The sequence below is a fragment of the Myxococcus sp. CA005 genome, assembly GCF_006518205.1.
Taxonomy (GTDB): domain Bacteria; phylum Myxococcota; class Myxococcia; order Myxococcales; family Myxococcaceae; genus Myxococcus; species Myxococcus xanthus.
Genome location: NZ_SRLV01000037.1, coordinates 1 through 26051 on the forward strand (window position 1 = coordinate 1; position 26051 = coordinate 26051).

Annotated in this window: 25 protein-coding genes and 1 riboswitch; of the genes, 17 read left to right on the forward strand and 8 right to left on the reverse strand. The window is 69.0% G+C overall.

Going from position 1 to position 26051, the window contains the following annotated elements:
- Positions 1–78: 78 nt before the first annotated feature.
- Positions 79–510 (reverse strand): CBS domain-containing protein, encoded by a 432-nt coding sequence (locus FMQ63_RS17920; protein ID WP_011554239.1) that lies wholly within the window; start codon positions 508–510, stop codon positions 79–81.
- A gap of 210 nt (positions 511–720) precedes the next feature.
- A riboswitch (TPP riboswitch) is annotated at positions 721–828 on the forward strand.
- A 49-nt stretch (positions 829–877) separates the two neighbouring features.
- Here FMQ63_RS17920 and thiC point away from each other — a divergent pair.
- Both thiC and FMQ63_RS17930 read left to right on the forward strand, forming a co-directional pair.
- The gene (gene thiC, locus FMQ63_RS17925; protein WP_011554238.1) at positions 878–2752 is read left to right on the forward strand and encodes a phosphomethylpyrimidine synthase ThiC; all 1875 of its coding nucleotides are present in this window, start codon (positions 878–880) and stop codon (positions 2750–2752) included.
- 116 nt (positions 2753–2868) lie between these two features.
- Positions 2869–3258, forward strand: a complete 390-nt coding sequence (locus FMQ63_RS17930; RefSeq protein ID WP_020478852.1) for a DUF4870 domain-containing protein — start codon at positions 2869–2871, stop codon at positions 3256–3258.
- Between the two features lie 82 nt (positions 3259–3340).
- Here the strand turns inward: FMQ63_RS17930 and moaA are convergent, their stop codons facing one another.
- From moaA to thiO, 3 genes are all read right to left on the reverse strand, one after another.
- A complete protein-coding gene (gene moaA / locus FMQ63_RS17935) occupies positions 3341–4345 on the reverse strand; it encodes a GTP 3',8-cyclase MoaA (RefSeq protein WP_011554236.1) in 1005 nt (334 codons plus the stop codon).
- A 56-nt stretch (positions 4346–4401) separates the two neighbouring features.
- Positions 4402–5637 (reverse strand): HD-GYP domain-containing protein, encoded by a 1236-nt coding sequence (locus FMQ63_RS17940; protein ID WP_011554235.1) that lies wholly within the window; start codon positions 5635–5637, stop codon positions 4402–4404.
- Between the two features lie 246 nt (positions 5638–5883).
- Complete coding sequence (gene thiO / locus FMQ63_RS17945; protein WP_011554234.1) at positions 5884–7002, reverse strand: glycine oxidase ThiO; 1119 nt, start codon at positions 7000–7002, stop codon at positions 5884–5886.
- 298 nt (positions 7003–7300) lie between these two features.
- Between thiO and hisG the strand changes: the two genes are divergently transcribed.
- From hisG to FMQ63_RS17995, 10 genes are all read left to right on the forward strand, one after another.
- The gene (hisG, locus tag FMQ63_RS17950) at positions 7301–8161 is read left to right on the forward strand and encodes an ATP phosphoribosyltransferase (protein ID WP_011554233.1); all 861 of its coding nucleotides are present in this window, start codon (positions 7301–7303) and stop codon (positions 8159–8161) included.
- Positions 8158–9471: a histidinol dehydrogenase gene (gene hisD / locus FMQ63_RS17955; protein WP_011554232.1), complete on the forward strand. Its 1314-nt coding sequence runs from the start codon at positions 8158–8160 to the stop codon at positions 9469–9471. The genes hisG and hisD overlap by 4 nt, the downstream gene beginning before the upstream one ends.
- The gene (locus FMQ63_RS17960) at positions 9468–10505 is read left to right on the forward strand and encodes a histidinol-phosphate transaminase (protein WP_011554231.1); all 1038 of its coding nucleotides are present in this window, start codon (positions 9468–9470) and stop codon (positions 10503–10505) included. Before hisD ends, FMQ63_RS17960 begins: the two co-directional genes overlap by 4 nt.
- Positions 10502–11095, forward strand: coding sequence for an imidazole glycerol phosphate synthase subunit HisH (gene hisH / locus FMQ63_RS17965; RefSeq protein WP_011554230.1), 594 nt, complete (start codon positions 10502–10504; stop codon positions 11093–11095). Before FMQ63_RS17960 ends, hisH begins: the two co-directional genes overlap by 4 nt.
- Positions 11092–11808 (forward strand): HisA/HisF-related TIM barrel protein, encoded by a 717-nt coding sequence (locus FMQ63_RS17970; RefSeq protein WP_011554229.1) that lies wholly within the window; start codon positions 11092–11094, stop codon positions 11806–11808. The genes hisH and FMQ63_RS17970 overlap by 4 nt, the downstream gene beginning before the upstream one ends.
- Positions 11805–12341: an imidazoleglycerol-phosphate dehydratase gene (locus FMQ63_RS17975; RefSeq protein WP_011554228.1), complete on the forward strand. Its 537-nt coding sequence runs from the start codon at positions 11805–11807 to the stop codon at positions 12339–12341. Before FMQ63_RS17970 ends, FMQ63_RS17975 begins: the two co-directional genes overlap by 4 nt.
- The gene (gene hisF / locus FMQ63_RS17980) at positions 12338–13102 is read left to right on the forward strand and encodes an imidazole glycerol phosphate synthase subunit HisF (protein WP_198512985.1); all 765 of its coding nucleotides are present in this window, start codon (positions 12338–12340) and stop codon (positions 13100–13102) included. The genes FMQ63_RS17975 and hisF overlap by 4 nt, the downstream gene beginning before the upstream one ends.
- The gene (gene hisN, locus FMQ63_RS17985) at positions 13099–13878 is read left to right on the forward strand and encodes a histidinol-phosphatase (protein ID WP_011554226.1); all 780 of its coding nucleotides are present in this window, start codon (positions 13099–13101) and stop codon (positions 13876–13878) included. Before hisF ends, hisN begins: the two co-directional genes overlap by 4 nt.
- Positions 13878–14486, forward strand: a complete 609-nt coding sequence (hisIE, locus tag FMQ63_RS17990) for a bifunctional phosphoribosyl-AMP cyclohydrolase/phosphoribosyl-ATP diphosphatase HisIE (RefSeq protein WP_011554225.1) — start codon at positions 13878–13880, stop codon at positions 14484–14486. Before hisN ends, hisIE begins: the two co-directional genes overlap by 1 nt.
- 267 nt (positions 14487–14753) lie before the next feature.
- Positions 14754–15203 carry a hypothetical protein gene (locus FMQ63_RS17995; RefSeq protein ID WP_011554224.1) on the forward strand — a complete coding sequence of 150 codons (450 nt, stop codon included), beginning with the start codon at positions 14754–14756 and terminating at the stop codon, positions 15201–15203.
- An 18-nt stretch (positions 15204–15221) separates the two neighbouring features.
- Here the strand turns inward: FMQ63_RS17995 and FMQ63_RS18000 are convergent, their stop codons facing one another.
- Positions 15222–16325 carry a hypothetical protein gene (locus FMQ63_RS18000; protein WP_043612029.1) on the reverse strand — a complete coding sequence of 368 codons (1104 nt, stop codon included), beginning with the start codon at positions 16323–16325 and terminating at the stop codon, positions 15222–15224.
- A gap of 113 nt (positions 16326–16438) precedes the next feature.
- On the opposite strand from FMQ63_RS18000, the gene lpdA reads away from it, so the two are divergent.
- The 5 genes from lpdA to lipB all read left to right on the forward strand — a co-directional run bounded on the left by lpdA (position 16439) and on the right by lipB (position 23134).
- Positions 16439–17836 carry a dihydrolipoyl dehydrogenase gene (gene lpdA, locus FMQ63_RS18005; RefSeq protein ID WP_011554222.1) on the forward strand — a complete coding sequence of 466 codons (1398 nt, stop codon included), beginning with the start codon at positions 16439–16441 and terminating at the stop codon, positions 17834–17836.
- Between the two features lie 257 nt (positions 17837–18093).
- Positions 18094–19023, forward strand: a complete 930-nt coding sequence (lipA, locus tag FMQ63_RS18010) for a lipoyl synthase (RefSeq protein WP_011554221.1) — start codon at positions 18094–18096, stop codon at positions 19021–19023.
- A gap of 60 nt (positions 19024–19083) precedes the next feature.
- Entirely contained in the window at positions 19084–20334 is a 1251-nt protein-coding gene (locus FMQ63_RS18015) for a dihydrolipoamide acetyltransferase family protein (RefSeq protein WP_011554220.1), read from the forward strand.
- Positions 20335–20471: 137 nt separating this feature from the next.
- Positions 20472–22064, forward strand: coding sequence for a ClpX C4-type zinc finger protein (locus FMQ63_RS18020; RefSeq protein ID WP_225909316.1), 1593 nt, complete (start codon positions 20472–20474; stop codon positions 22062–22064).
- Positions 22061–23134, forward strand: coding sequence for a lipoyl(octanoyl) transferase LipB (gene lipB, locus FMQ63_RS18025; RefSeq protein ID WP_011554218.1), 1074 nt, complete (start codon positions 22061–22063; stop codon positions 23132–23134). The genes FMQ63_RS18020 and lipB overlap by 4 nt, the downstream gene beginning before the upstream one ends.
- On the opposite strand, the gene FMQ63_RS18030 is transcribed toward lipB, so the two are convergent.
- The 3 genes from FMQ63_RS18030 to glp form a co-directional block, all read right to left on the reverse strand.
- The gene (locus FMQ63_RS18030) at positions 23124–23957 is read right to left on the reverse strand and encodes an MBL fold metallo-hydrolase (RefSeq protein WP_011554217.1); all 834 of its coding nucleotides are present in this window, start codon (positions 23955–23957) and stop codon (positions 23124–23126) included. The genes lipB and FMQ63_RS18030 overlap by 11 nt on opposite strands.
- Positions 23958–24006: 49 nt before the next feature.
- The gene (ribA, locus tag FMQ63_RS18035) at positions 24007–24681 is read right to left on the reverse strand and encodes a GTP cyclohydrolase II (protein WP_011554216.1); all 675 of its coding nucleotides are present in this window, start codon (positions 24679–24681) and stop codon (positions 24007–24009) included.
- A gap of 116 nt (positions 24682–24797) precedes the next feature.
- On the reverse strand, positions 24798–26030 hold the full coding sequence (gene glp, locus FMQ63_RS18040; protein ID WP_011554215.1) for a gephyrin-like molybdotransferase Glp: 1233 nt from the start codon (positions 26028–26030) through the stop codon (positions 24798–24800).
- Between the last annotated feature and the right edge of the window lie 21 nt (positions 26031–26051).

Below are 26051 nucleotides of genomic sequence, written 5' to 3' on the forward strand. Positions count from 1 at the left end.
GTGGGGGACATGGGGTGGGGGAGCGCGCGCCAGGCGGAGAGGGGACACGGGCCCGCCCCTCACGCGCTGGCGGCGGGGTCAGGCATTGAACTCGGCGGCGAGCTCCCGGCGGTCCTGCTCGCCGATGAGGTGCTGGGCGTAGCGGACCAGGTCCGCCTCGGTGAGGATGCCCTGGAGGACGCCGCCCTCATCCACCACGGGCAGGCAGCCGTACTTGTGCTCGAGCATCAGCGTCACCGCCCGGCGCAGCGGCGTGTCCGGGCGCACCGTCTGCACGTCGCGCGTCATGATGTCCGCGGCCCAGAGCGGCTGCGCGGCCGGGTCCGTGGCGTGGGTTGCGGCGGCGCGCAGCAGGTCGCGGTGGGTGATGAGGCCCACCAGCTTCTCTTGCCGCACCACCGGCAGGTGACGAATGCGGTGCAGCCGGAGCAGCTCATCCGCCTTGGCCAGGTTCTGCGTTTCCTTGAGCGTGACGACGTCACGGGTCATCAGCTCTCCGACAATCTGCATGGCGGTACTCCTGGCAGTTGGAAGACGACGATAGTCCCTTCATCGTTGCATCTCTGGGGCCAACAGGTCTGCCCCAGGGAACGGTGTTTCCCTGCCTTGGGGCACGCAAGCTTTGCGCGGAGGCCCGTCGCTCCGCAGGCATTGCGCGGTCGACAAGCGCTTGCGCCCGCGGCCGGGTTGAAGCCGGCCGCGCTGTGCGCTACATGCTCACCCCGTCGCTAGGGGTGTCCCGGAAGGGACTGAGACGGCCGTGGTCCCGGCCAACCCTTGGAACCTGAACCGGTTCGTACCGGCGGAGGGAAGCGGCCCGGGAGGCTTGCTGCCCCCCGACCGCCTGCCCGTCCGCCCTCTCAAGAGGAGATGCGTGATGAGCGGAGCGTCCAGAAGCCTGAAGGTCGACGGGAAGGTGCTGGAGGGAATCAGCCGGGGCCCGCTGCCAGCCTCGCGCAAGGTGTACGTGCCCGGCGTGCTGCACCCGGACCTGCGCGTGCCCCTGCGCGAAATCAGCCAGACGCCCACGCGCCTCGGCCACGGCCCGGACGCGAAGGAGACGGCCAACCCGCCGGTGCACGTCTACGACTCCAGCGGGCCGTATACGGATCCGGCCGCGGAGCTCGACCTGCGGCAGGGGCTGCCCGCGCTGCGCGAGTCCTGGATCCTGGGCCGCAATGACACCGAAGCGCTGTCCGGCGTGAGCTCCGAATACGGCCGCGCCCGTGAAGCGGACCCGCGTCTGGCGGGCCTGCGCTTCGCCCACCGCCGCTCGCCGCGCGTGGCGAAGTCCGGCGCCAACGTCACGCAGTTGCACTACGCGCGCAAGGGCATCATCACCCCGGAGATGGAGTACGTGGCGCTGCGGGAGAATCTCCAGGTGGAGGCGTCGCTCGCGGCCCAGCACCCGGGCCAGTCGTGGGGCGCGGCGATTCCGCGGGTGATTACGCCCGAGTTCGTGCGCGACGAAATCGCGCGGGGCCGCGCCATCATCCCGGCCAACATCAACCACCCGGAGCTGGAGCCGATGATCATCGGCCGCAACTTCCTGGTGAAGATCAACGCCAACATCGGCAACTCGGCCGTCACGTCTTCCATCGAGGAAGAGGTGGAGAAGATGGTGTGGTCCATCCGCTGGGGCGCGGACACGGTGATGGACCTGTCCACCGGCCGAAACATCCACGAGACGCGCGAGTGGATCCTCCGCAACGCGCCGGTGCCCATCGGCACCGTGCCCATCTACCAGGCGCTGGAGAAGGTGGGCGGCAAGGCGGAGGACCTCACCTGGGAGCTGTACCGCGACACGCTCATCGAGCAGTGCGAGCAGGGCGTGGATTACTTCACCATCCACGCGGGCGTGCTGCTGCGCTACGTGCCGTGGACGGCGAAGCGCCTGACCGGCATCGTCAGCCGTGGCGGCTCCATCATGGCCAAGTGGTGCCTCGCCCACCACCGGGAGAACTTCCTCTACACGCACTTCGAGGAAATCTGCGAAATCATGAAGGCGTACGACGTCAGCTTCAGCCTGGGAGACGGGCTGCGGCCGGGCTCCATCGCGGATGCCAACGACGCGGCGCAGTTCGGTGAGCTGGAGACGCTGGGCGAGCTCACCCAGATTGCCTGGAAGCACGACGTGCAGGTGATGATTGAAGGCCCGGGCCACGTGCCCATGCACCTCATCCAGGAGAACATGACGAAGCAGCTGGCCGTGTGCGGCGAGGCGCCGTTCTACACGCTGGGGCCTCTCACCACGGACATCGCGCCGGGCTACGACCACTTCACCAGCGGCATCGGCGCGGCGATGATCGGCTGGTTCGGCACGGCGATGCTCTGCTACGTGACGCCCAAGGAGCACCTGGGCCTGCCGGATCGGGACGACGTGAAGGAAGGCGTCATCACGTACAAGATTGCCGCCCACGCCGCGGACCTGGCCAAGGGGCATCCAGGGGCCCAGGCCCGGGACAACGCGCTGTCCAAGGCCCGCTTCGAGTTCCGTTGGGAGGACCAGTTCAACCTGTCGCTGGACCCCGAGCGCGCCCGCGCCTTCCACGACGAGACGCTTCCGGCGGAAGGCGCGAAGGTGGCGCACTTCTGCTCCATGTGCGGTCCGCAGTTCTGCTCCATGAAGATCACGCAAGAGGTGCGTGACTTCGCGGCGAAGCAGGGCGTGAGCGACGACACCGCGCTTCAGTCCGCGCTCGATGAGAAGAGCGCGGAATTCAAGAAGGCTGGGAGCCAGTTGTACCGCTAGGCGGGTGCCCCTTCAGATCACCTGTCCTGGACGTGACAATCAGAGCGGGTGCGTGTCATGGTGGACCCCGCTGGGTGCGGTGCACGCGCCCGAGACATCTTTGGAGGGGATTTTCAATGGAGACTCCGCCGCAGGAGCAAATGGGTTCGTTCATCAGTGGCACGCCGATGCCGACCCAGGATGAGAAGACGATGGGGCTGCTCGCTCACATGGGCACCATCCTGGCCAACTTCGTGGGCCTGGGCTTCGCCGTGCCGCTGGTGCTGATGCTGACGAAGGGCAAGGAGTCCTCCTTCGTCCGCGCCCACGCCGTGGAGTCGCTGAACTTCCAGATCACGGTGTTCATCGCGGCCTTCGTCAGCGCCATCACGGTTTGCATCGGCATTGGCGCCGTCCTGCTGCCCATCGTCGGCATCGTCGCCATCGTCTTCGCCATCATCGCGGGCCTGAAGGCGAACGAGGGTCAGCTCTACAAGTACCCGGTCAACATTCGACTGGTGAAGTAGCGCGCCACGCGGGGCCGGCGGAAACGGTCCTGGAACACTCGGGCGGGCCAGGCGCGAAGGCGCGGGCCCGCCCGTCGTGTTTTCAACCGCCGATGCCCATCATGGACAGCAACGTGGCGCCGTTGCCGGGCTCGGTGAAGCGGTGCCCTTCTGGCTTGTCGCCCAGCGCCCGGCGGATGGCCACGGCCAGCTCCACGTCGCTGGCGCCGCCGCGGATGAGCTGGTGCAGCGGCGCCTGCGCCCGGCCGCCGAGGCAGCTGCGCAAGTCGCCATTGGACGCCACGCGCACGCGGTTGCAGGTGCCGCAGAAGTTCTGTGTGAGCGGGGAGATGAAGCCCACGCGGCCTCCGGGCGCACGCCAGTAGCGCGCCGGTCCGGCGGCGTCGCCCGTGTCATCAGGCTCGGGTTCCAGCGGCAGTCCTGACGCCTGGAGCCGCTCTACCAGCTCCGCGGTGGGCACCGGCGTGCCCTGACCGAAGGGCATCAGCTCGATGAAGCGGGGCGTGAAGCCGCGCGCGTGCGCATAGGCGATCAGGGCGGAGGCTTCCTCGTCGTTCACGCCCCGCATGACGACGACGTTGAGCTTGAGAGACGCGTAGCCGGCGCCCGCCGCCGCGTCCACGCCTCGCAGCACCGCGTCGAAATCCCCCTGTTTGGAGATGCGGCGGAACGTCTCCGCCAGGAGGGTGTCCAGGCTCAGGTTGAGCTGGGTGACGCCCGCCTCGCGCAGGGGGCGGGCGAGCCGCTCCAGGTGGCTGGCATTGCTGGTGATGGCCAGGTGCTGGATGCCGGGCACCGCGGCGATGCGCCGGGCGATGTCGAGGATGTCCGGGCGGATCAACGGCTCGCCGCCGGTGAGCCGCACGCGGCGGATTCCCATGCGGGCGAAGACGGAGGTGATTCGCTCCAACTCCTCGGGGCCCAGCAGGTCCCGCTTGCCACCCCACGAAGCGGGCGAGCAGTAGCTGCACCGGAAGTTGCACCGGTCGGTGATGCTCAGCCTCAGGTACGTCATCCGCCGCCCCTGCGCGTCCAGCAGGGGCGGAGCCAACGCGGAAGGCGGGGGCTGGAGGGCAGGTGTCGTCACGGCGGACCTGTCCTCATAACAGCCGCCCCCCGTGCGGTCATCTCTTCCAGCCAGGCTCACCCCTTGTTGCCAGCCACCGAACGAACGACGGCGGACTTGGGCTCGTCCTCGTCACTGGCGGAGTGCCCAGGCACGGCGGCGTCCACGTCGTCGTCCAGATCCGTGAGCCGGGCCAGCTCCGCCTCGGCGTCATGGGCGTCCTGCTCGGCCTGCGGGAGCTGGAGCTTCTTCGTCGCCATCTCCTGCTTGATGCGGATCAGCCCCTCCTCGCCAATGTCGAGGAACGCCCGCACGACCTCCGGATCGAACTGCGTGTTGGCGCAGCGTTTGATCTCCTGGATGGCGTTGGTGAACGTCGTGCCCTTGCGGTAGGGCCGGTCGCTCGTCATCGCGTCCAGCGTGTCCGCCACGGCGAAGATGCGCGCGCCGATGTGGATTTCGTGCCGCTGGAGGTTGCGCGGATAGCCGGCGCCGTCCCAGCGCTCCTGGTGCGAAAGGACGATGGAGGCAGGCGTGTCCAGGAACGGAATGGCCTGGATCATCTGGAAGCCGATGTCCGGGTGCTTGCGCATCTCCAGCCACTCGTCCGGGGTGAGCTTGCCCGGCTTGAGCAGCACCGCGTCCGGCACGCCAATCTTCCCGATGTCGTGCAGCAGCGCGCCGCGTCCGATCTCCTCCAGCTCCTTGCCCTGGATGCCCATGCGCTGCGCGATGGCGGACGTGTAGCTGACCACGCGCTGGGAGTGGTCGCTCGTCTCGTGCTCGCGCGCGTCCAGGGCGGCCACCAGGGCCAGCAGCGTGTTCTGGTACGTGTTGGCGATGTCGCGCAGGGCGCTGCGCAGCTCGGCCGTCCTGTCCCGGACCTTGCGCTCCAGCTTCTTCTGGTAGCGCTTGCGGGCCATCTCGATGCGGCGCTTGGCCAGCGCCCGCTCGATGGCCCGGATGAGGTCCGTGAGCTTGGGTGGCTTGAGCAGGTAGTCCACCGCGCCGCGGCGCAGGCAGTCCACTGCCGATTCGGTGTCACCGTAGCCCGTGAGCATGATGACGGAGGTGTCGGGGAGCCGCTCGCGGAGGTTCTCCAGGAGCCAGAGGCCGTCCTTGCCCGGCATCTTCATGTCACTGATGACGAGCGGCGTCTCCTCCTCGCCCGCCAGGTCCAGGGCCATCTCGGCCCCGTTGGCGACGACACAGTTGTAGCCTTCCTCACGTAGCAGGACAGAGATGACGTCTCGTACGGAGTCGTCATCATCGACGATGAGGATTCGGGGTGGGGCAGGGGGGATGGCTTCCACAGCGAGCGATTCTAGAGGTTTCCGGGATTCATTGGCCAACGCGTACGGGAATTTACCATCGGATCAGGGTTCACGGCTGATCGATTGAGGGGCCTGGCGAGGGGACGACCCCTGGCGGTGGGTGGGACAGGCATGCTCCGCGTCCTGTCCGCCCCTCTGAATCAGGCGGCGGGACCGCCCGCTCGCTCGTGCCCCCCGCGTCCGAGGAGGCAGGGGAACGGCTCCCACCCTTGACGTCGGGTTGCGTCAGGTGCGGGGTTGGGCGGGCGAGCGATCGTACCGGAAGGGGGCCAGGTCCACGGCGGGACGCTCACCCAGTACGGCCTGCGCGACGAGCTTCGCGGTGATGGGGGCCAGGAGGATGCCGTTTCGGAAGTGGCCCGTGGCCAGGAAGAGCCCGGGCACGGGGCCTTCACCCAGGTAGGGCCGCTTGTCCTCGGTCCACGGCCGGAAGCCCGCCCACGTCTCCGTGACGGGCGCCGAGCCCAACTCCGGGCACAGCTCCAGGGCCATGTCGAGGATGCGCGCCAGCCCCGCCGCGGTCACCTGCTTGTCGAAGCCCACCAGCTCCATGGTGCTGCCAGCGATGACGCGGCCGTCCGCGCGCGGGACCAGGTAGCCCTTCTCGGACGTGACGATGCGGTCCAGCAGGGGCAGGCGTGTCTGGAATTGAACCATCTGCCCGCGCGCGGGCCGCACCGCCCGTGCCTCCACGCCGGCGCCGTGGACCAGGGCGGACCAGGAGCCCGCGGCCAGCACCACCGCGTCGGCGCGCAGCAGCTCGCCGTCCAGGTCCACGCCCACCGCGCGGCCACCCTCCTGCACCACGCCGCGCACGTAGCCGCTGCGGAACTCCGCGCCCAGCCGGGCGGCGGCCATCGTCAGGGCTCGCACCAGGAGCCGGTTGTCCAACTGATGGTCATCCGGGAAGTGCGCGGCGCCCACGGCCTTCGCGGAAAGGCGAGGCTCCAGGGCGCGGGCCGCGGCGCCGTCGAGCAATTCGGCCCGGAGGCCCATGCCACGCTGCCACGCCACCGTGGCGTCCAGGTGGTGCAGGCTGGCCTCGTTGAAGGCGACCTTGAGGATGCCGCAGGGCCGGTAGGCCACGTCCACGCCGGAAAGCTCGCGCAGCTCGGCGGCGAAGGCGGGATAGAGGCCGCGGCTGCGCAGGCACAATTCCAGGAAGGCGCCCGGACCGTCGGACTCCATCTGGGGCGCGAGCATTCCCGCCGCCGCGCTGGAGGCCTCCGCACCTGGAATGGAGCGCTCCAGCACGACGACGCGCACTCCGGCCTGCCGCAGCCGCAGCGCGATGCCGCAGCCCATGATGCCCCCACCCACGATGATGACGTCCGCGACTTGCATGGGCGCTTCCTGCTCGCACGCGCGGGTGTTTGCAAGCGTTGCGCGGGCGCTCCCCGGGCCCGGTTGACGGCGGGGCGCTTTGTCGTTACTCATGCTGCGATGCTCTCCGCGTCCCTTCACCATCACCATGCGCATCATCGGCTCGGCCCCGACGGGACCGTTCGCCATGCGCATGCCTGGGTGAGACGCTAGACGCACCCACCTCGGCACCTGCCGCAGCGACCGAAGGCCCGTCCCCCCAGGACGGGCCTTTTTTCGTTTTCGGGCCGTTGTCTCCTCGCAGTCTCGAAGGTCCCCCATGCTGCTGAAGATTGCTCTGCCCAACAAAGGCCGCCTCTCGGACGAAGTACGGGAGTTGTTCAATGACGCGGGCCTGGAGGTGCGGGCCCGGGGTGAGCGCGCGCTCACCGCGTCATTGGGCGGAGAGTTCGAGGCCATCTTCGTCCGCGCCCAGGACATCCCGGAGTTCGTGGCGGACGGCGCCGCGCATGCGGGTGTCACCGGTTGGGACCTGGTGTGTGAGTCCGGACGTGAGCTGGACCTGCTGATGGACCTGGAGTTCGGCAGGTGTCGCCTGGTGGTGGCGGCGCGGGAGGAGGGCGGCTTCGCCTCGCCGGAAGACGTGAAGGAGGGCATGCGGGTCGCGTCCTGCTTCCCCCGGCTGACGCAGGAGTTCTTCGCCAGGCGCGGGCAGCGGGTGGCGGTGGTACCAGTATCGGGCGCGGCGGAGATTGCGCCCCATCTGGGCATCGCGGACATCGTCGTGGACCTGACGTCCACCGGCTCCACGCTGAAGATGAATGGCCTGCGCGAGGTCGGCACGGTGCTGGAGTCCAGCGCGCGGCTGGTGGCGTGCAAGGGCAATCCGGTGGACACCCAGCAGAAGCTGGACGAGCTGAAGCAGGCGCTGGGCTCGGTGTTGGCGGCGCGCGACAAGCGCTACCTGATGGCCAACGTGCCGAAGGATTCGCTCATCCGGGTGCGCGAAGTCCTCCCGGGCCTCAATGGTCCCACCGTGGTGGACGTGCTGGACGGTGGTGACTTCGTGGCCGTGCACGCGGTGGTGCCGGCGAAGACCATCTACCGCACCATCAACGCGCTGAAGGCACTGGGCTGCGAGGGCATCCTCGTCACCCGCATTGAAAGGTTGATGGCATGACGGCCTTCCTTGCTTCGTCGACCCTGAGGTACCGCGGTCCTCTGTCCGCTCTTGCTCGGGAGGACGTCCGGCGTCTGCTGGACCGCGCGACTGGATCCGATGCCCGCGTCGCGCTGCGCGTGCGGGAGATCATCGCCCGCGTGCGAGCGGAAGGGGACCAGGCGCTCTTCGAACTCGCGCGGCAGTTCGACCGCGTGGAGCTGACGGCGCTGGAGGTTCCGCGAGAGGTCTGTGCCGCGGCGCTCGCCGGATTGGAGCCATCGGTCAGGGACGCGCTGGCCCGAGCGGCCCGCAACATCGCCCTGGCGCACGCGCCGCAGAAGCCGCAATGGGTGGAGGTCGAAACCGAGCCCGGTGTGCTCGTGGGCCGGCGGCCGGATCCGCTGGGCCGCGTGGGGGTGTATGCACCGGGAGGCCGCGCGGTGTACCCCAGCAGCGTACTGATGGGGGTGGTGCCCGCGAAGGTAGCGGGCGTGGGCGAGGTCATCGTGTGCTCGCCGCCGGGGCCCGATGGATTGCCACACCCCAGCGTGCTGGCGGCGGCATCTCTGGCGGGCGCGGACCGAGTCTTCTCGCTGGGCGGCGCTGGCGCGGTGGCGGCCATGGCCCATGGCACGGAAAGCGTGCCGCGCGTGGACCGCATCGTGGGGCCGGGCAATGCCTATGTGGCCGAGGCCAAGCTGCAGGTGGTGGGCGCGGTGGCGATTGAAGCACCCGCGGGCCCCAGTGAAATCCTGGTCGTGGCCGACGACACGGCGAACCCTGCCGCGGTGGCGCGGGAGATGCTGGCTCAGGCGGAGCATGACCCAGAGGCGGCTTGTGTCACGCTGGCGCTGGGGGACGCGCTGGCGGACGCCATCGCCGCGGAGGTGGAGCGGCAGGCCGAGCGCGCGAAGCGGTGGGAGATCGTCACGTCGGCCCTGGGCTCTCGCGGCGCGGTGCTGACGGTGGCGTCCCTGGAGGAAGCCTGGCCCTTCGTGGCGGACTTTGCTCCGGAGCATCTGCTCATCGCCACCGCGTCGCCGCGGGAGGACCTGGGGCAGGTGCGCAACGCGGGCACCGTCTTCCTGGGTGAGCGCTCGTCGGTGGCCTACGGCGATTACATGACCGGCTCCAACCACGTGTTGCCCACGGCGGGGTTGGCGCGGGCGTACTCGGGACTCAACCTGCTCGACTTCTACCGGTGGACCACCTACCAGCGCGTCGCGCCCACGGCGGCGGCGTCTCTTGCGGAGGACGTGGGGCGGCTGGCCGACAGTGAAGGTCTCTTCGCGCACGCGGACGCCGCGCGCGCCTGGGGGCGGCCATGATTCCCAGGCGGGCTTCGTATCGGGACATTCCGCTGTACGCGCCTTCGACGCGGCCGTGCCGGGTGGACCTGAGTGACAACACCAACCTCTTTGGCGTTCCGCCCTCCGTGGAGCGGGTTCTTGCCACCACCGTGTCCCGCGTACCGCGTTATCCGCGGGGTTATGCCCCGGACCTGCGCCGGGCGCTGGCTGCGTCCATTGGAGCGGCGCCCGACGAGATAACGACGGGCTGTGGCTCGGATGATGTCATCGACTCGGCGCTGCGCGCCTTCTTGGAGCCCGGGGACACGCTGGCCTATCAGGACCCGACCTTCGTCATGGTGCCGTTGTTCGCCAAGGTGAACGGACTCGAGGGCGTGCCGGTGCCGTTGAAGCCGGACTTCGATGTGGATGCGGACGCACTGCTCGGCACGGGGGCGAAGGTCATCTTCCTGTGCTCGCCCAACAACCCCACAGGCACCGCGCTGTCGCGGGCGGCGGTGGAGCGTGTTGTCGAGGACGCACCTGGCATCGTCATCATCGATGAGGCCTATGCGGACTTCGCGCCGGGGAAGGACTTCCTCGACCTGGCGCGACGGCGGTCGAATGTCCTGGTGACGCGCACCTTCTCCAAGGCCTTCGGGCTGGCGGGGCTGAGAGTCGGGTGGGGCGTCGGAGCGCCCGAACTGGTGGCGGAGCTCGAGAAGGCTCGCGGACCCTACAAGCTCACCAGTGTCGCGGAGGCCGTGGCCGTCTCGGTGCTGAAGGGTGACGCGGACTGGGTGCGAGCCCGTGCGGAGGAAGCCGTCGCCTGTCGCGAGCGGCTGCGCGGCGAGTTGGTGTCGTTGGGTCTGACGCCTCTGCCATCGGAAGCCAACTTCCTGATGGTGCCGCTGCCGGGCGCGTTGGCGGTCGCGGAGCGGATGCGAGAGCGGGACGTGAATGTGCGGGCGTTCCAGGCGCTGACGGGCGTGGGCGACGCGCTCCGAATCGGTGTGGGGCCCTGGCCCTTGATGGAGGCGGCGCTGGCGGCGCTGCGGGAGGCGCTGCGATGAGAGTCACCTTGTTCGACTACGGCGCGGGAAACCTCCACTCGCTGGCCAAGGCGCTGGCCACGGTGCCGGGCGCTGAGGTGCGCGTCCAGGAGGACCCCTTGCGTGCGCTGGACACCGACGTGCTGGTGCTGCCGGGGGTGGGCGCATTCGGTGCGGCGGTGGCGCGGCTCGAGCCGGGGCGCGAAGCCATGCGCGCGGCACTGGAGCAGGGCCTGCCGTGCCTGGGCATCTGCCTGGGCATGCAGTTGCTCTTCGAAGGCAGTGACGAAGGCGAGGGCGCCGGCCTCGGTTACTTCGCGGGCCGGGTGAAACGGCTGGCGGCGAAGCGAGTGCCCGAGATTGGCTGGAACCAGGTTGAGGACGAACGCACGCTGGCGGGTGCGCGGCTGGACACCGTGTACTACGCGCACAGCTTCGTCTGCCGCGCCGCGGATGCTTCGGTGGTGACGGGGTGGACGACGCACGAGGCGGACCGCTTCCCGGCGGCGGTGCGCAGGGGAAGGGTGGTGGGTGTGCAGTTCCACCCGGAGAAGTCCTCCACGGCGGGCGTGCGCTTCGTGCAGGCCTTCCTGCGGGAGGTGGCGCCGTGATTGCGATTCCAGCCATCGATCTGCGCGAGGGCGCGTGTGTCCAACTCGTGGGCGGCTCGTACGCGGCGGAGAAGGTCCGGGTGGAGGAACCGCTGGAGGCATTGAAGCAGTGGCGCCGTCACGGCTTCCGCGCGTTCCATGTCGTGGACCTGGACGCGGCGCTGGGCAAGGGCTCCAACGCGGACGCCATCTTCCAACTGACCGCCTACGAGCGAGGGCTCACCTTCTCCGTGGGCGGCGGCGTGCGCGATTCCGACCGGGTGGAGACCGTCCTGTCAGGCGGAGCCGAGTTCGTGGTGGTGGGAACTCGCGCCATCGAAGACGCCGGCTGGCTGGCGGACATCGCCAACCGCTTCCCCGGCCGGGTGGTGGTGGCCGCGGACGTGAAGGGGCGAGAGGTGGTGACGCGAGGCTGGACGGCGGGAAGCCATCGGGACATCCGGGAGGTGCTGGCGGCCTTCGAGCCCTTGCCGCTGGGGGGCCTGCTCGTGACGGCGGTCCACAAGGAGGGCCAGTTGTCGGGAGTGGACCTGCCGTTGATGCGGGAGGTGGCGAGCACCAGCCGGCACCGTCTGTACGCGTCGGGTGGCGTGACGACGATGGAGGACCTGCGGGCCCTCGCGGCGGCGGGCGCATACGGGGCCGTCATTGGCATGGCGCTGTACACCGGAAGGCTGGATGCGAGCGCAGTCGCTCGGGAGTTCGCGGGATGACCACTGTCATTCGGGAGACGAAGGAGACGCAGGTCCGGGTGGAGCTGGCGCCGGGCAAGGGCGTCACGAACGTGGACACGGGGTTGAAGTTCTTCGACCACATGCTGGCCACCTTCGCGCGCTACGCGGGGCTGGACCTCTCGCTGCATGCGCGGGGGGACCTCACGCACCATGTGATGGAGGACGTGGCCATCACGCTGGGCACGGCGGTGCAGCAGGTGATTCCAGCCACGGCCGCGCGTTTCGCCGAGCGCACCATTCCCATGGACGACGCGCTGGTGCAGGCCTGTCTGGATGCAGGGGGGCGCTTTTATTACCAGGGCCCGTTGAAGAACCGGCTCTACGAGCACTGGATGCGCTCGTTCAGCGAGCACGCCCGGGTGACGTTGCACCTGCGGGTGCTGCGCGGAAAGGACAGCCACCACGCGACAGAGGCGTCCTTCAAGGCGCTGGGGCTGGCGCTGCGGGATGCCATGGTGGACTCCGGCTCGGTGTTCAGCATGAAGGGCTCCGTGTCCCTGGAGGTGAAGTGATGCTCACGCGGCGGCTCGTCGTCTGTCTGGACGTGAAGGGCGGACGCGTGGTGAAGGGCGTCCAGTTCGAGGGACTTCGCGACGTGGGTGACCCGGTGGAATTGGCCCGGCGCTACGAAGCGGAGGGGGCGGATGAGCTGACGTTCCTCGACATCTCCGCCAGCGCCGAGGAGCGGGACACCTTGTGGGAGCTGGTGCGGCGCACCGCCGAGCAGCTCTTCATTCCCCTGGCTGTCGGCGGCGGGGTGCGCACGGTCGATGACGTGGGCCGGGCGCTGCGTGCGGGCGCGGACAAGGTGAGCATCAACTCCGCGGCGGTGGCCAACCCGGCGCTGCTCACCGCGTGCGCGGAGCGCTTCGGTGCGCAGTGCGTGGTGGCCAGCATCGACGCGAAGAGAGACGGCGACCGCTGGCGCGTCTACACCCATGGCGGCAGGAAGCCCACGGACCTGGACGCGGTGGCCTGGGCGCGTGAGTGTGTGGCTCGCGGGGCAGGGGAAGTGCTCCTCACCAGCATCGACCGGGATGGCGCGCGGACGGGCTATGACCTGGCGTTGACGCGGGCCGTGTCGGAAGCGGTCGACGTGCCCGTCATCGCCTCGGGCGGCGCGGGCAGCGCGGCGCACGTCCGGGCTGCATTCCAGGAGGGAGGCGCTGATGCGGCATTGGTCGCGGGCATCCTTCACGACGGCGTCACTACCGTGGGCGCCATCAAGGCGCTGCTCCGCGAGAGCGGCCTTCACATTCGGAGCCTGACATGACGGACTCGGGTAATCTGATGCAGGCCGCCGCCGAGGTGGCGCGGATAGCGGGTGACGCGGCGTTGGGGTTCTTCCGCGGTGGCATCGCGGTGGACACGAAGTCGGACGGCTCTCCGGTGACGGTGGCGGACCGCACGGCGGAGTCCCGTGCGCGCGAGTGGCTGGAAGCGCGCTTCCCCCAGGACGGCATCCTGGGCGAGGAGTTCGGCGAGACACGTCCGGGCGCGAAGCGCCGGTGGATTCTGGATCCCATTGACGGGACGAAGACGTTCATCCGCGGTGTCCCACTGTGGGGCACGTTGGTGGCGCTGGCGGAGGGCGAGCGCATCCTCGTGGGGGCCGCGTACTTCCCCGCGGTGAGTGAGTTGCTGGTGGCCGCGCCGGGGCGGGGCTGCTTCTGGAACGACCAGCGCGCGGCGGTGTCCACGCAGGCGGAGCTGTCCCAGGCCGTGGTGCTGTCCACGGATGAGCGCTTCCCGGTGTACCCGGAGCGCGGGGCCGCCTGGCGCTCGCTCGCGCGGGATGCGGCCGTGGACCGCACCTGGGGGGATTGCTACGGCTACCTGTTGGTCGCCACCGGGCGCGCGGAGGTCATGGTGGATGAGCTGCTGTCCCCCTGGGATGGAGCGGCCTTGCAGCCCATCATCGAGGAGGCCGGCGGTGTGTTCACCGACTGGACGGGGCGGCGGACCGCGTTCGGCGGAAATGGAATCGCCACCAACGCGGCCATGGCGCGCGTGGTGCGGGAGCGGCTCGGCGCCGTGGAGACACGCTGATGCTCGACCTGGACGCGCTCGACTTCGCGAAGGGCAACGGACTGGTGACGGTCGTCACGCAGGACGCGAGCACCGGTGACGTGTTGATGGTGGCGCATGCCGACCGGGAAGCCCTGGAGCGCACGCTGGCCACGGGGGAGATGCACTACCGGTCGCGCACGCGCGGCCCGTGGCACAAGGGCGCCACCAGTGGAAACGTCCAGCGCGTGGTGGCGCTCCGCGCCGACTGTGACGGTGACGCGGTGCTCGCGCGCGTGGCGAAGGCGGGCCCTGCGTGTCACCTGGGGACGAAGACCTGCTTCGGCCCGGGCCGTTGGGATGCACTGAGCGCGCTGGATGACACGCTCGCTCGGCGCGCCGCACCAGCGGAGCGGCCCGATGATGCGCCTCCCAGCTACACACGCCGCCTGCTGGAGGACCGCAACCTGCGCTTGAAGAAGCTGGGCGAGGAGGCCGCGGAGTTGGTGACGGCGTGCGCGGACGTGGACCCGTCACGCGCCGCGGAGGAAGCGGCGGACGTGCTCTACCACGTGCTCGTCGCGGTCCGGCCCCTGGGCCTCTCGCTCGACGACGTGAAGGCAGTCCTCGCCAGGCGCGCTTCGCGCTGATCCGCCGCGCATGTCCGCTGTACGACAGGAACCGGTGAATCCTGGAGATGACGCGGGCGTATACGTGTTTTCCCTGAGTGTCCGTGTCGGTCCAAGTGGATTTGTCCGTTTCCGCTGCAGGACAGGACTGTGTTGCCGGGCCAAATGAATGCCGGTTCAGGTGTCGTGCACTTCAACGAATGGAGTGTTCCTGCTACAGATCCGACCGCACGGCAGCGTGGCAAGCCGGGCGGGTGCCGGTCAGGCGCTCGCCTCACCGGAGGCATCGTGAACGGCCCTACCTACAAAGCGGAGATCATCGACCGAGTCATCTTCTCCCGCTGGGAGAATCCTCCGACCAAGGAGGACGTGACGCTGGTGCTGGCGCAGATGCAGGAAGCTGCGGCGCGGCTCAACACGAACCTCATCTACGTGGGGTCGGTGAGCTCGAAGTCGAAGGTGCCCGACGCGAACGAGCGCACCGTCCTCAACCAGTTCCTCATGGATGCCCGCCGCACCTGCGTGGAGCAGGCGTGGCTCATCTATGAAGGCACGGACCTGCAGCACAACCTTCAGCGCGTCATCATCTCCGGCGTGCTCATCCTCACGCGCACCTTCGACAACTTCCTGTCGGTCGCGAAGTCGGGTGACTCCATCGTCAAGGACGTGAGCGCGGTGCTGAAGAAGGACGCCGCGCCACTCTTCACACTGGCCAAGGAGCGCGGCCTCGTCGCCTGACGTCGGTCGGCGGCGCCTTCAGCGGGCGCCGTGGACCTCCAGCTCCTTCAGTTCGGTGTCCGCGCGCTCGGGGAAGACGCTCACGGCGTCCACGTCGCGCAGCGGCACCTGGAGCGGGCACTGCTCCCACTGACCCGTGCCGGTGAAACGGCACACGGTGGGGTTGACGAAGGCGAAGTCCTTCTCCGGGTCCTTCAAGCCCACGCCCTGCTGCGTCCGGACGATGGCGCGCACCGTTCCCGGGCCCGTGGCGCGGATCCTCACCGATACGAGCTGCTTCAGCGTGGGCGCGTAGCTCGCGCGCAGCGCGCCGTCCGCCTCCCATCGCTTGGTCTTGAGCGCCTTGCCGACCGGAACCCCGGTGTCCTCGTCCCGGTCGAACGCCTGGAAGCTGGGCTCGGTGCCTTCAATCCGGTCCGGCTTCATGGCGCTCGTCTCGGGAGGAATGGGCACCGCGGCCAGGGCGACGAGCGCGGGCGTGGGCGCCACGAGGTTCACAGCGGCGGCGCGCAGCAGCGCGTCATCTAGGAAGCCTGCCTGCGAGCAGTGAGGCGCCAGCTCCCCGGCGAGTGCGAGCACCGGGGGTCGTACGGTGAGGTCTGACTGGGCTGCGGGTGCGAGCCCCAACTGGACGAGCGAGGCACAAGCCCCACCCAGGCCTGGCCCCGCATGCTCCAGGTTCCATTTCGCGCTCGCGACATCGGCATTCGGCCCCACCGCGGCATTCAGCAGGGCCTGCCCCACGGCCCGGGCGCACGAATTGGCGGCCGGCGGGCAGTGCTCACACAGGCTGGCCAGCAGGCCACGCAGCGGTGTGGCTTCTCCCTCGGATAAGGGCGACCGGGCGTCCAGGGCCACGCCCAGCGCGCAGGCGCGAACGGGCGGCTGACGGCATGCGTCGAGCTGCTGGCGCGCTTCGTCCAGGACCCGGGTGTCCTGGGGCGTGCGGAGGGCGCTTTCGAGGGCCCGTTCCAGCGTCCGGCACTCGGGGGCGGAGGAGGGGTCGGGGGCCCCGGCCGGGGCGTTACCCGCCTGGGCCATGCGCCCGGGCCGTGGACTGGGCGCTTCCTCCTGGTGCGTCACACACCACAGGCGCCCGAAGGCGATGAGTGCTACGAACATCAAGAGGAGGGTTCGGAGCGGGAAACGGCGCACGAGCAAACTCCTTGATTCCAACCGGGACCGGGGGTTATCAGCCCACCCGGGTTCCATCCGCAATAATTACGGAGGCGTGCGTGGCTGAGACGTTCGACGTGGTGATCATCGGTTCGGGCCCCGGCGGCTACGTGGGCGCCATTCGCGCGGGTCAGCTGGGCCTGAAGACGGCCATCATCGAGAAGGACAAGCGGCTGGGCGGCACCTGCCTCCACCGCGGCTGCATCCCGACCAAGTCCCTGCTGTGGACCGCGGAGCTGTTCCACCATGTCCGCGAAGCGGCTGACTTCGGCGTTGACGTGAGCAGCCCGGCCATCAACTGGCCCAACGCGATGAAGCACAAGGACAAGATTGTCACCAAGGGTGCCAACGGCATCGACTTCTTGATGAAGAAGAACAAGGTGACGGTGGTGAAGGGCCACGGCCGCATCGCCGGCAAGGGCAAGGTGGAGGTCACCGCCGCGGACGGCTCCAAGCAGGTCCTGGAGGCGAAGAACATCATCCTCGCCACGGGCTCGGTGCCCAAGTCCCTGCCCAACGTCCCCGTGGACCACAAGCGGGTGCTGAACAGCGACTCCATCCTGCAGATCGACCGCGTCCCCAAGAGCATCATCGTGCTGGGCGCCGGCGCGGTGGGCTGTGAGTTCGCCTCCGTGTTCAACCACGTGGGCAGCAAGACCTCCATCGTGGAGTACATGCCCGCGCTGCTCCCCATCGAGGACGCGGACATCTCCAAGGAGCTGGAGAAGATCTTCAAGCGTCGCGGCATCGACGTGCACACCGGCTCCGCGGTGGAGAAGGTGGAGCACACGGCGGACGGCGTGCGCGTCACCATGAAGGTGGGCAACGAGACCAAGACGCTGGAGGCGGAAATCCTCCTGTCGGCGGTGGGCCGCTCGCCCGTCACCGAGGACGTGGGTCTGGACAAGACGAACATCCAGGCCGAGCGCGGCTACATCAAGGTCGACTCGATGCTGCGCACCTCCGAGCCGAACGTCTACGCCGTGGGCGACATCATCCCCACGCCGATGCTCGCGCACATGGCCAGCGCGGAGTGCGTGGTGGCGGTGGAGCACATCGCCGGGAAGAACCCGCAGCCCATCAACTACGACCTGACGCCGTCTGCCACGTACTGCTACCCCGAGGTCGCCTCGGTGGGCCTGACGGAGAAGAAGGCCAAGGAGCGCGGCTACGATGTGAAGGTGGGCATCGCTCCGATGGGCGCCGTGACGAAGGCCTCCATCTCCAACGAGGCCACCGGCATGATCAAGATCGTGTCGGACCGGAAGTACGACGAGGTCCTCGGCGTGCACCTCATCGGGCCGCACGCGACGGAGCTGCTGGCCGAGGCGTGTGTCGCGCTGAAGCTGGAGATCACCACCGAGGAGCTGGCCAACACCATCCACGCGCACCCGACGCTCTCGGAAATCGTGCACGAGGGTGCCGAGGCCACGCTGGGCCACCCGCGCCACTTCTAGGCGGCGGCGCCTCGCTCGCAGTCCCAGGGGCCGTCCCGGTGTGCCGTGGACGGCCCCTCGTATTTCCGGCCCCCGCGGCCGCGCGAGGTGACGGTCCCCTGCCTAGCCGCCCTCGCAGATGCTCCGGGCCTGTCCCCAGGAACCGGGGGCATTAGTAGAGAGGCGACAACTGGCGGACGACTGGTGGATGCTGACGCCTCGCGTCAGTGGCTTCCGCTTGAACGTCCTCCGTCCAACCCATAGAAGGCCCGCGATCCATGGCGACTCCCGACCGGTTCCCTCTGCCCCAGGTGACTGAGACCACCCGCAAGCCGGAGTGGCTGAAGGTGCGGCTCCCGCACGGAGAAGGTTACGAGCGGGTCAAAGCCATCGTGAAGCGCACCAAGCTGGCCACGGTGTGCGAAGAGGCCCGCTGCCCGAACATCGCCGAGTGCTGGGGCGGTGGCACCGCCACGGTGATGCTGATGGGCGAGGTGTGCACGCGCGCGTGCCGCTTCTGCCACGTGAAGGTCGGCGCGCCTCCTCCGCTGGATCCGATGGAGCCCATCCATCTGGCCCAGGCGGTGAAGGAGATGGACCTGGAGTACATCGTCGTCACGTCCGTGAACCGGGATGACCGGCCGGACGGCGGCGCCAGCCACTTCGCTTCCGCCATCCGCGAGCTGCGCCGGGAGAGCCCGCGCACCATCGTCGAAGTGCTCATCCCGGACTTCAAGGGCGTGGAGAAGGACCTGACCACCGTGGCGGAGGCCAAGCCCCACGTGGTGGCGCACAACGTGGAGACGGTGGAGCGCCTCACGCCGACGGTCCGTGACCGGCGCGCGAAGTACCACCAGTCCCTGCGCGTGCTGGAGTACCTCAAGAACCGCCCCGAGGGCCTGTACACCAAGACGTCCGTCATGGTGGGCCTGGGGGAGACGGACGCGGAGCTGGAGCAGACGTTCAAGGACCTGCGCGACGTGGGCGTGGACGTGCTGACGCTGGGCCAGTACCTGCAGCCGTCGCAGTACCACCTGCGCGTGGAGCGCTTCGTGACGCCCGCGCAGTTCGAGGCGTACAAGACGCTGGCCGAGTCCTACGGCTTCCTCTACGTGGCCTCCGGTCCGCTGGTGCGGTCCAGCTACCGGGCCGCTGAGTTCTTCATGAAGGGCCTGATGGAGCGCGAGCGGCTCGAGCGGCTCGGCTGAGCTTTGACGCTCCGATTCATGGCTTGACCCAACACCCCTGCTTCCCGGAAAGACGACCCCATGGCGATCTTCGAATTCAAGCTCCCCGACCTTGGTGAAGGCGTGATGGAGGGTGAGCTGGTGAAGTGGCACGTGAAGGCAGGGGATTCCGTCAAGGAAGACCAGGTGCTCGCCGAGGTGATGACGGACAAGGCCACCGTCACCGTTCCCGCTCCCAAGGCGGGCCGTGTCGTGAAGACGCATGGCAATGAAGGCGACATGGCGAAGGTGCACCAGCTCCTCGTCACCCTGGAGGTGGAGGGCGCTGCGCCGGCGCAGGCCGGTGGTCATTCCGAGGCCAGCGCGCCAGCGGCGGCGCCCGTGGCGGGTGGCCATGTCGGTGGTGCGCCTGCCTCGGCGTCCAAGGTGCTGGCCACGCCGGTGACGCGGCGGATGGCGCGCGAGCACGGGCTGGACCTGGCGTCGATTGCCGGCACGGGGCCACAGGGCCGCGTGACGAAGGCGGATGTGGTGGCGGCGCTGGAGGGTGGCGAGAAGAACGTCGTCGCGGCTCCGGCCGAGCAGAAGGCGCGTCCCGCGGCTCCTGCCGTCAGCTCGGGCGCGGCGGACGAGCGCGTTCCGCTTCGGGGCCTGCGCAAGAAGATCGCGGAGAAGATGGTGCGGTCGAAGTTCACGGCGCCGCACTTCGCCTTTGTCGAGGAAGTGGACGCCACGGAGCTGGTGGCCCTGCGCGCGCGGCTGAACGCGCAGTTGGCGGCGGCCGGTGAGAACATCAAGCTCAACTACCTGCCGTTCATCATCAAGGCGACGGTGGCGGCGCTGAAGAAGTTCCCGCACCTGAACGCGAACTTCGACGAGGCGTCGCAGGAGCTGGTGGTCCGCGGCGAGTTCAACATCGGCATGGCGGCGGCGACGCCGGACGGCCTCACCGTGGCGGTGGTGAAGAGCGCGGACCGGCTGACGCTGGCCGAGCTGGCGCGTGAGACGGCCCGCCTGGGCGCCGCCGCGCGTGACCGCAAGCTGAAGATGGAGGAGCTGACGGGCGGCACCTTCACCATCAGCTCGCTGGGGCAGAGCGGCGGCCTGTTCGCCACGCCCATCATCAACCACCCTGAAGTGGGCATCCTGGGCGTGCACCGCCTGAAGAAGCGCCCGGCGGTGGTGGGGGACCAGGTCGTCGTGCGCGACATGATGAACCTGTCGCTGTCGTGCGACCACCGCGTCATCGACGGCTCGGTGGCGGCGGATTTCACGTACGAAATCATCAAGTACCTGGAGAAGCCGGACCTGCTGTTCCTGGCCATGGCGTGAGGTGAGCGCCGTGGCAGGTCCACGCCCCTGACGTGAGGGGCGTGGTGGCCCTGGAGCCGGGCCGGGAAGCGCCTGATGCTGGGGCCCGCGTTCGAGGGCCGCGCGCGGGTGCCCCGAGCCGGTTAGGCTCTCCCCGTATGGCCGAGAACCCTCGCGAGCTGATCCGCGCCGCGCAGTCCGCCGAGACACAGGGAGACGTGGCCCGTGCGGTGGAGTGCCTGCAGAAAGCGGCGGAGCTGTGCCGACAGGCAGGTAATCCGTCCCGCGCGTTGCAGTTGCTTCGCCATGCGCAGCGGTTGGACGGCAGCCGCGCGGACATCGCGGATGCGGTGAACCGGCTGGAGTGGATGCCGGAGCCTTCGCTCACGCGGTCTGGGGCAGACGCTGACGACGAAGAGGCATTGCCTGCGTCCGGGGTGGTGCATTCCCTGGAGTCGGAGGTGTTGCCGGACGTCGTCCACCGGCAGCGGCTCATCGAGGATGCGCTGCGCGAGGCGGCCCTGCACGCCGGTGACGACGCGCCGCGCGACGCCGCCCAGGCCTGGGTCATCGAGACGGAGGTCGCGGAAGATCTGCAGCGGCTCGAAGCGCAGATTGCGCGCATCGCGGGGGTGGTCGCAGGGGCGGAAGATTCCTCGTCGCCACCGGATGCGACTGTGGACGTGCGGGGCGGCGTTGCGTCCATACCGGGTGATGGCGTGGGCGAGCAGGAACTTCTGGGCGTCGAGGAGCCCACGACGCAGCTTGCGTCATCTCGAATGGCGGGTGAGGCAGAGGAAGCACCCGCAGGAGAGGACATCCTCACGGATGCCCAGCCTCGGCGTCGCAGAGAGGCTCGGCTCGTCGAGCGCGGCCCTACGCGTGCGGATGCCGCGCTCGACGCATGGTGCTCCTTCTGTTGCCGTCCGCGTACGGACACGGGGGGCCTGGTCGCGGGGCCTGCGGGCGCGTTCATCTGCAAGAACTGCCTGTTCGAGTCGCAATCGCTGCTGGGCGACGTCACTTTGGTGCCTCCGCCCACGGTGTCGCGGCCGGAACGGCCCGTGACACCTGCCTTGGGGCTCGTGGGGCAGGGCGTGACGCAGGCGCTGCTGACGCAGTCGCTCGAGGCCCACGCGCGGACCCTCTTGGTCATCGGGCCCGAAGGCAGTGGCAAGAGCGTCTGGTTCCAGCAGCTCCAGCGAGAGGCCGTGGGCGTCATCACCCCCGTCGCGGACCTGGACCTGACGGCTTCCTCGCGCACGCTGCTGGTGGAGGATGTGGACCGCCTGGACGCGACGTCACACGCGGCCCTGCAGGCCTTCCTGGCCCGGGACAGCCGCCCCGTCGTCCTGCTGAGCGCGAGGGGCATGCGCACGGAGGCTCGGGGCCTGAGCCTGCGCGGAGACGCATACAGTGTTTCCGTGTCCACCACCGCCGCGCTGACTCAGGCCGTGCGCGGAACCGTGCCCACGGACATTCTGGAGCACGTGCAGGTGCTCCTGTCGCTCCAGGTGCCCACACCGTCTGAATTCGTGGAGATTGCCCGCCAGCGCCTGGCCTCGCGAGAGCCCGCGGTCTCCGTCTCCGAAGAAGTGCTCATGGCGCTGGCCCAGGAGGCCAGCCGCTCGCCGCGCGCCGGCCATGAGCTGCATGCCCTCCTCAACCGGGTACCCACGGGAACGTGGAGCCTGGCGCCCACCGTGAAGCCCTCGCCCACGCGGAAGGCTCGAAAGAAGCGAACGTCATGAACACCATCACCGTCTACCGCCTGGGCCGAGTGGAGTACGAGGACGGGCTCGCGCTGATGCACCTCTTCAGCGAGTCGCGCCGCCAGGGGCTCTCCGGCGATGTGCTGCTCCTCTTGGAGCACCCGCCCATCCTCACCCTGGGCCGTGCCGCGAAGCGTGAGAACATCGTCGCCAGCGACGCGCAGTTGGCGAAGGAGGGCGCGGAGGTCTTCGAGACCAACCGTGGCGGCGACGTCACCTACCATGGCCCCGGCCAACTGGTGGGCTACCCCATCTTCCTGCTGCCGGAGGACCGACGCGACGTGCGCCGTTACGTGCGCGACGTGGAGCGCTCCGTCATGCAGGTGCTGGCCCAGTGGGGCATCACCGCGGGCCCCATCCCCAAGTGGCCCGGCGTCTGGATTGGCGCGGAAGGTGCTCCGGACGCGCGGAAGATCGCCGCCATTGGCGTGCACCTGTCGCGTTGGCTCACCACGCACGGCTTCGCGCTCAACGTGAACACGAACCTGGACCACTTCCAGCTCATCGTCCCGTGTGGCATCCGAGAAGCAGGTGTCACGTCCATGCAGCGGGAGTTGGGCCGCGCGCTCCCCATGGCGGAGGTGGAAGAGGCCATCGCCAACAGCTTCTGCACCGTGTTCGACAGCGAGCGCGTGGATGCGCCGCCGCCGATGCGGACGGTGAGCATCGCGGTGGTGAAGGGCCGTGGTCCCGAAGCACGGGTGCTGCTCGTGCGCCGTCGCCCGGAGCGGGGCGGTTTCTGGCAGGTCCTCACCGGGAGGCTCGAAGCGGGTGAGTCGCCAGCGCAGGCCGCGGCGCGGGAACTGGAGGAGGAGACAGGCCTCCGCGTGCCGCTGGTGGACCTGGACTACCGCCACGCCTTCGCCCTGGGAGAGGCGCTGCCACCGCAACTCGTGGAGGAGAACGGCTTCGCCGTCCACGTGCCGCCGGACGCGGACGTGCGCCTGGGCGCGGAGCACGACGCCTTCGAGTGGGTGGACGTCCCCACGGCCCTGGAGCGGCTGCCCTTCCAGGGCCTGCGGGAGACGGTGAAGCGCGCTACAGCTTGATGACCAGGGACTCGCGAGCGGCGATGGCGTCGGGGCGGTGCTTGCGCACCTGACGCAGCAGCCGGTCCATTCCCGCGTCATCTCGTGACGGGTCGTGGTGGAAGAGCACCAGCTTCTTCACCCCAGCCTCGTCCGCCGCGTGTACGGCGGCCTGCCAGGTGGAGTGGCCCCAGCCGGTGCGAGCCGGCCCGGTGCGGCCGTGGTACTCGTCCTCGGTGTACATGGCGTCGTAGATGAGGACGTCCGCGTCCTGGGCGAACGCGTAGAAGGCCGCGTCCATGTCGCTGCCATGCTCCAGGTCGGTGGCGTACACCACCGAGCGGCCCTGGCACTCGACGCGGTAGCCCATGTTGCCGCCCGGGTGGTTCAGCTCAATGGTGTGAACCGTCGCCGGGCCCAGCTTCAGCGTCTGCGTGGCGGCCAGGTCCGTGTACGTGAGCTGCGCCCGGAACACGCCGTCCGCCGTCACCGGGAAGTACGGCGGCACCATCTGCCCGCTGAGGAGCTGCTTCACCGACTGCCCGTGCCGCGCCGGGCCGTAGACAGTCAGGTCGCTCGTGGGCAGGTACATGGGCCCGAAGAAGGGCAGGCCCTGCAGATGGTCGTAGTGGTAGTGCGAGATGAAGATGGAGCCCTTCACCGGCTTCTTCTTCGCCACCAGCGCATGCCCCAGCGCGCGCGCGCCGGTGCCCAGGTCGAAGATGAGCAGCTCGTCCCCGCAGCGGACCTCCACGCAGGGCGTGTTTCCGCCGTAGCGCTTCGTGTGCGCGCCCGGTGAAGGAATGGAGCCGCGCACACCCCAGAAGCGCACCTCGAAGGGCACGCGGACCTGGTTGCGCGCGACGGTGTTCCGTCGCCTCGTGAGGGGCTTCTCAGCCTGTCTTGGCTTCCGTGTCGTCGTCCTCGGCGAAGAGCTCAATCAGGTGCCCCGTACGCTCGCGCTTCGTCCTCAGGTAGTCGACGTTATGCGGATTGTGCTCGGTCCGGGAAGGGATTCGACGCCGGACGGGAATGCCTTCTTCGACCATGCCCGCGATCTTCAGCGGGTTGTTGGTCATCAGGTCCACCGAGCGCACATCCAGGCTCCGCAGCATCTCCGCCGCGATGTCGTAGGTGCGCAGGTCGTCCGCGAAACCCAGCTGCCGGTTGGCTTCGTAGGTGTCCAGGCCCTTGGACTGCAGGGCGTAGGCCTTGATCTTGTTCCCCAGGCCGATGCCGCGCCCCTCCTGCCGCAGGTAAAGCACGACGCCCTGTCCCGCCTGGGTGATGAAGTCGAGCGAGCGGTCCAGTTGCTCGCGGCAGTCGCACTTCAGGCTGCCGAAGACCTCGCTCGTGAGGCACTCGGAGTGGATGCGCACCGGCACACCCTCGTGTCCTGAAACCTGTCCCACCACGAGCGCGACATGCTCCCGCCCGTTGCGCTTGTCCCGGAACACGATGGTCCGCAGCGAGCCGCGCTCGGTCGGGATGTCCGCCTCCGAGAACCGTTCCAGGTGTTGCGTGTGCTTACGGGTCGGAAGGACCTGAGGTGAGCGTGTGTCCGACATGTTGAGTCCTCTCCAGATGCGGGCCCCTGTTTGGAGTCCTCAGGTTCTCAAGTCAAGGCGGCTCGTGCTTTCGAGCACGAGCCCCCAAGAGGATGCTCCACGGCGTCCTTCGTTCCTCAGGCCACCCATGAGAGCGGAAGCAGTTCTACCGCGTCCCCCTCCGTCAAACTGCTGGCTTCCCGAGGGAAATGCAGCAGGTGGGTGGCCGCCGCCGCAGAACGCAGGGCACCAGACGTTTGTGTCGCCAGCGGACGGGCCCACAGGTTGCCTTCTCTCCAAGCAGCCGTGACGCGGACGAAATGCGCCAGGCCGGAGGGCTTGGAAAGCTTGCCTTCCAGGCGTCCGGCTACGCGCCCAGGCCCCACCTGCGCATGCCCCAGCAGCTTGCGGAGGGCTGGGCGCACGAAGAGCTCGAACGTCACCAGGGAGGAGGTGGGGTTACCCGGAAGTCCAAAGAACAGCGTGGCGCCACGACGGCCCACCACCAGCGGCTTTCCCGGCTTGATGGCGACGCGCCAGAAGTGTTGCTCCACGCCCAACTCGGCCAGCACTTCCTTCACGTAGTCGCGCTCGCCCACGGACACCCCCGCGCTGGTGAGCACCACGTCGAACCCGTCCAGCCGGGAAAGCGCGGCCAGTACGGCGTCGCGCGTATCCCGAGCGATGCCCAATTGCGTGGGAATGCCGCCCGCGCGGCGGACCGCCAGCGCCAGGGACGGAGCATTGGTGTCCACGATGCGGCCGTTGGGTGGCTCGTCCGCGTGGCACAACTCGTCGCCCGTGGAGAGGATGGCCACTCGTGGTGCGCGCGACACTGGCACGGCTTGTCGGCCCTGGGCCCAGAGGAGGCCCAGTTCGGGGATGCCCAGCGGCGTGCAGCGTGCCAGCAACACCTGTCCCTCCCGAGCGTCCTCGCCCCGGGGCCGCACGAACTGGCCCGGGGCCACCGCTTCGAGCATGTCGACCTGATCCGCGCCGCTCTGGACCACGGGCCGTGTCCGCTCTCGCATCACCACCGCATCCGCACCCGCGGGGAGGGGAGCGCCCGTCATGATGCGGGCGCATACCCCGGAGGCCAGCGCCTGGTGGCCCACCGCGCCGGCGTAGATGGTCTCTCCGACGATGAGCCGGACGGGTAGGGGACCCGCCAGATCCGCGCTGCGCACCGCGTAGCCGTCCATGGCCGAGTTGTCCCAGGGAGGGAGTGTCCGCTGCGCCGTCACATCCTCGGCGAGCACGCGTCCCAGTGCGTCATCCAGGGGCAGCCACTCGGAGGGAAGGGGCGCGCACAGGGCCAGGATCTGCGACCGGGCTTCTTCTTCCGGCAGCAATGTGGCGGAGTCGTTCATGCCCGGCTTATAGCCATGCCG

Coding starts and splice junctions, on each gene's coding strand:
- FMQ63_RS17920 (WP_011554239.1), bottom strand. CDS start 510: ATGCAGATTGTCGGAGAGCTGATGACCCGTGACGTCGTCACGCTCAAG.
- thiC (WP_011554238.1), top strand. CDS start 878: ATGAGCGGAGCGTCCAGAAGCCTGAAGGTCGACGGGAAGGTGCTGGAG.
- FMQ63_RS17930 (WP_020478852.1), top strand. CDS start 2,869: ATGGAGACTCCGCCGCAGGAGCAAATGGGTTCGTTCATCAGTGGCACG.
- thiO (WP_011554234.1), bottom strand. CDS start 7,002: ATGCAAGTCGCGGACGTCATCATCGTGGGTGGGGGCATCATGGGCTGC.
- hisG (WP_011554233.1), top strand. CDS start 7,301: ATGCTGCTGAAGATTGCTCTGCCCAACAAAGGCCGCCTCTCGGACGAA.
- hisD (WP_011554232.1), top strand. CDS start 8,158: ATGACGGCCTTCCTTGCTTCGTCGACCCTGAGGTACCGCGGTCCTCTG.
- FMQ63_RS17960 (WP_011554231.1), top strand. CDS start 9,468: ATGATTCCCAGGCGGGCTTCGTATCGGGACATTCCGCTGTACGCGCCT.
- hisH (WP_011554230.1), top strand. CDS start 10,502: ATGAGAGTCACCTTGTTCGACTACGGCGCGGGAAACCTCCACTCGCTG.
- FMQ63_RS17975 (WP_011554228.1), top strand. CDS start 11,805: ATGACCACTGTCATTCGGGAGACGAAGGAGACGCAGGTCCGGGTGGAG.
- hisN (WP_011554226.1), top strand. CDS start 13,099: ATGACGGACTCGGGTAATCTGATGCAGGCCGCCGCCGAGGTGGCGCGG.
- hisIE (WP_011554225.1), top strand. CDS start 13,878: ATGCTCGACCTGGACGCGCTCGACTTCGCGAAGGGCAACGGACTGGTG.
- FMQ63_RS18000 (WP_043612029.1), bottom strand. CDS start 16,325: ATGTTCGTAGCACTCATCGCCTTCGGGCGCCTGTGGTGTGTGACGCAC.
- lipA (WP_011554221.1), top strand. CDS start 18,094: ATGGCGACTCCCGACCGGTTCCCTCTGCCCCAGGTGACTGAGACCACC.
- FMQ63_RS18015 (WP_011554220.1), top strand. CDS start 19,084: ATGGCGATCTTCGAATTCAAGCTCCCCGACCTTGGTGAAGGCGTGATG.
- FMQ63_RS18020 (WP_225909316.1), top strand. CDS start 20,472: ATGGCCGAGAACCCTCGCGAGCTGATCCGCGCCGCGCAGTCCGCCGAG.
- lipB (WP_011554218.1), top strand. CDS start 22,061: ATGAACACCATCACCGTCTACCGCCTGGGCCGAGTGGAGTACGAGGAC.
- ribA (WP_011554216.1), bottom strand. CDS start 24,681: ATGTCGGACACACGCTCACCTCAGGTCCTTCCGACCCGTAAGCACACG.
- glp (WP_011554215.1), bottom strand. CDS start 26,030: ATGAACGACTCCGCCACATTGCTGCCGGAAGAAGAAGCCCGGTCGCAG.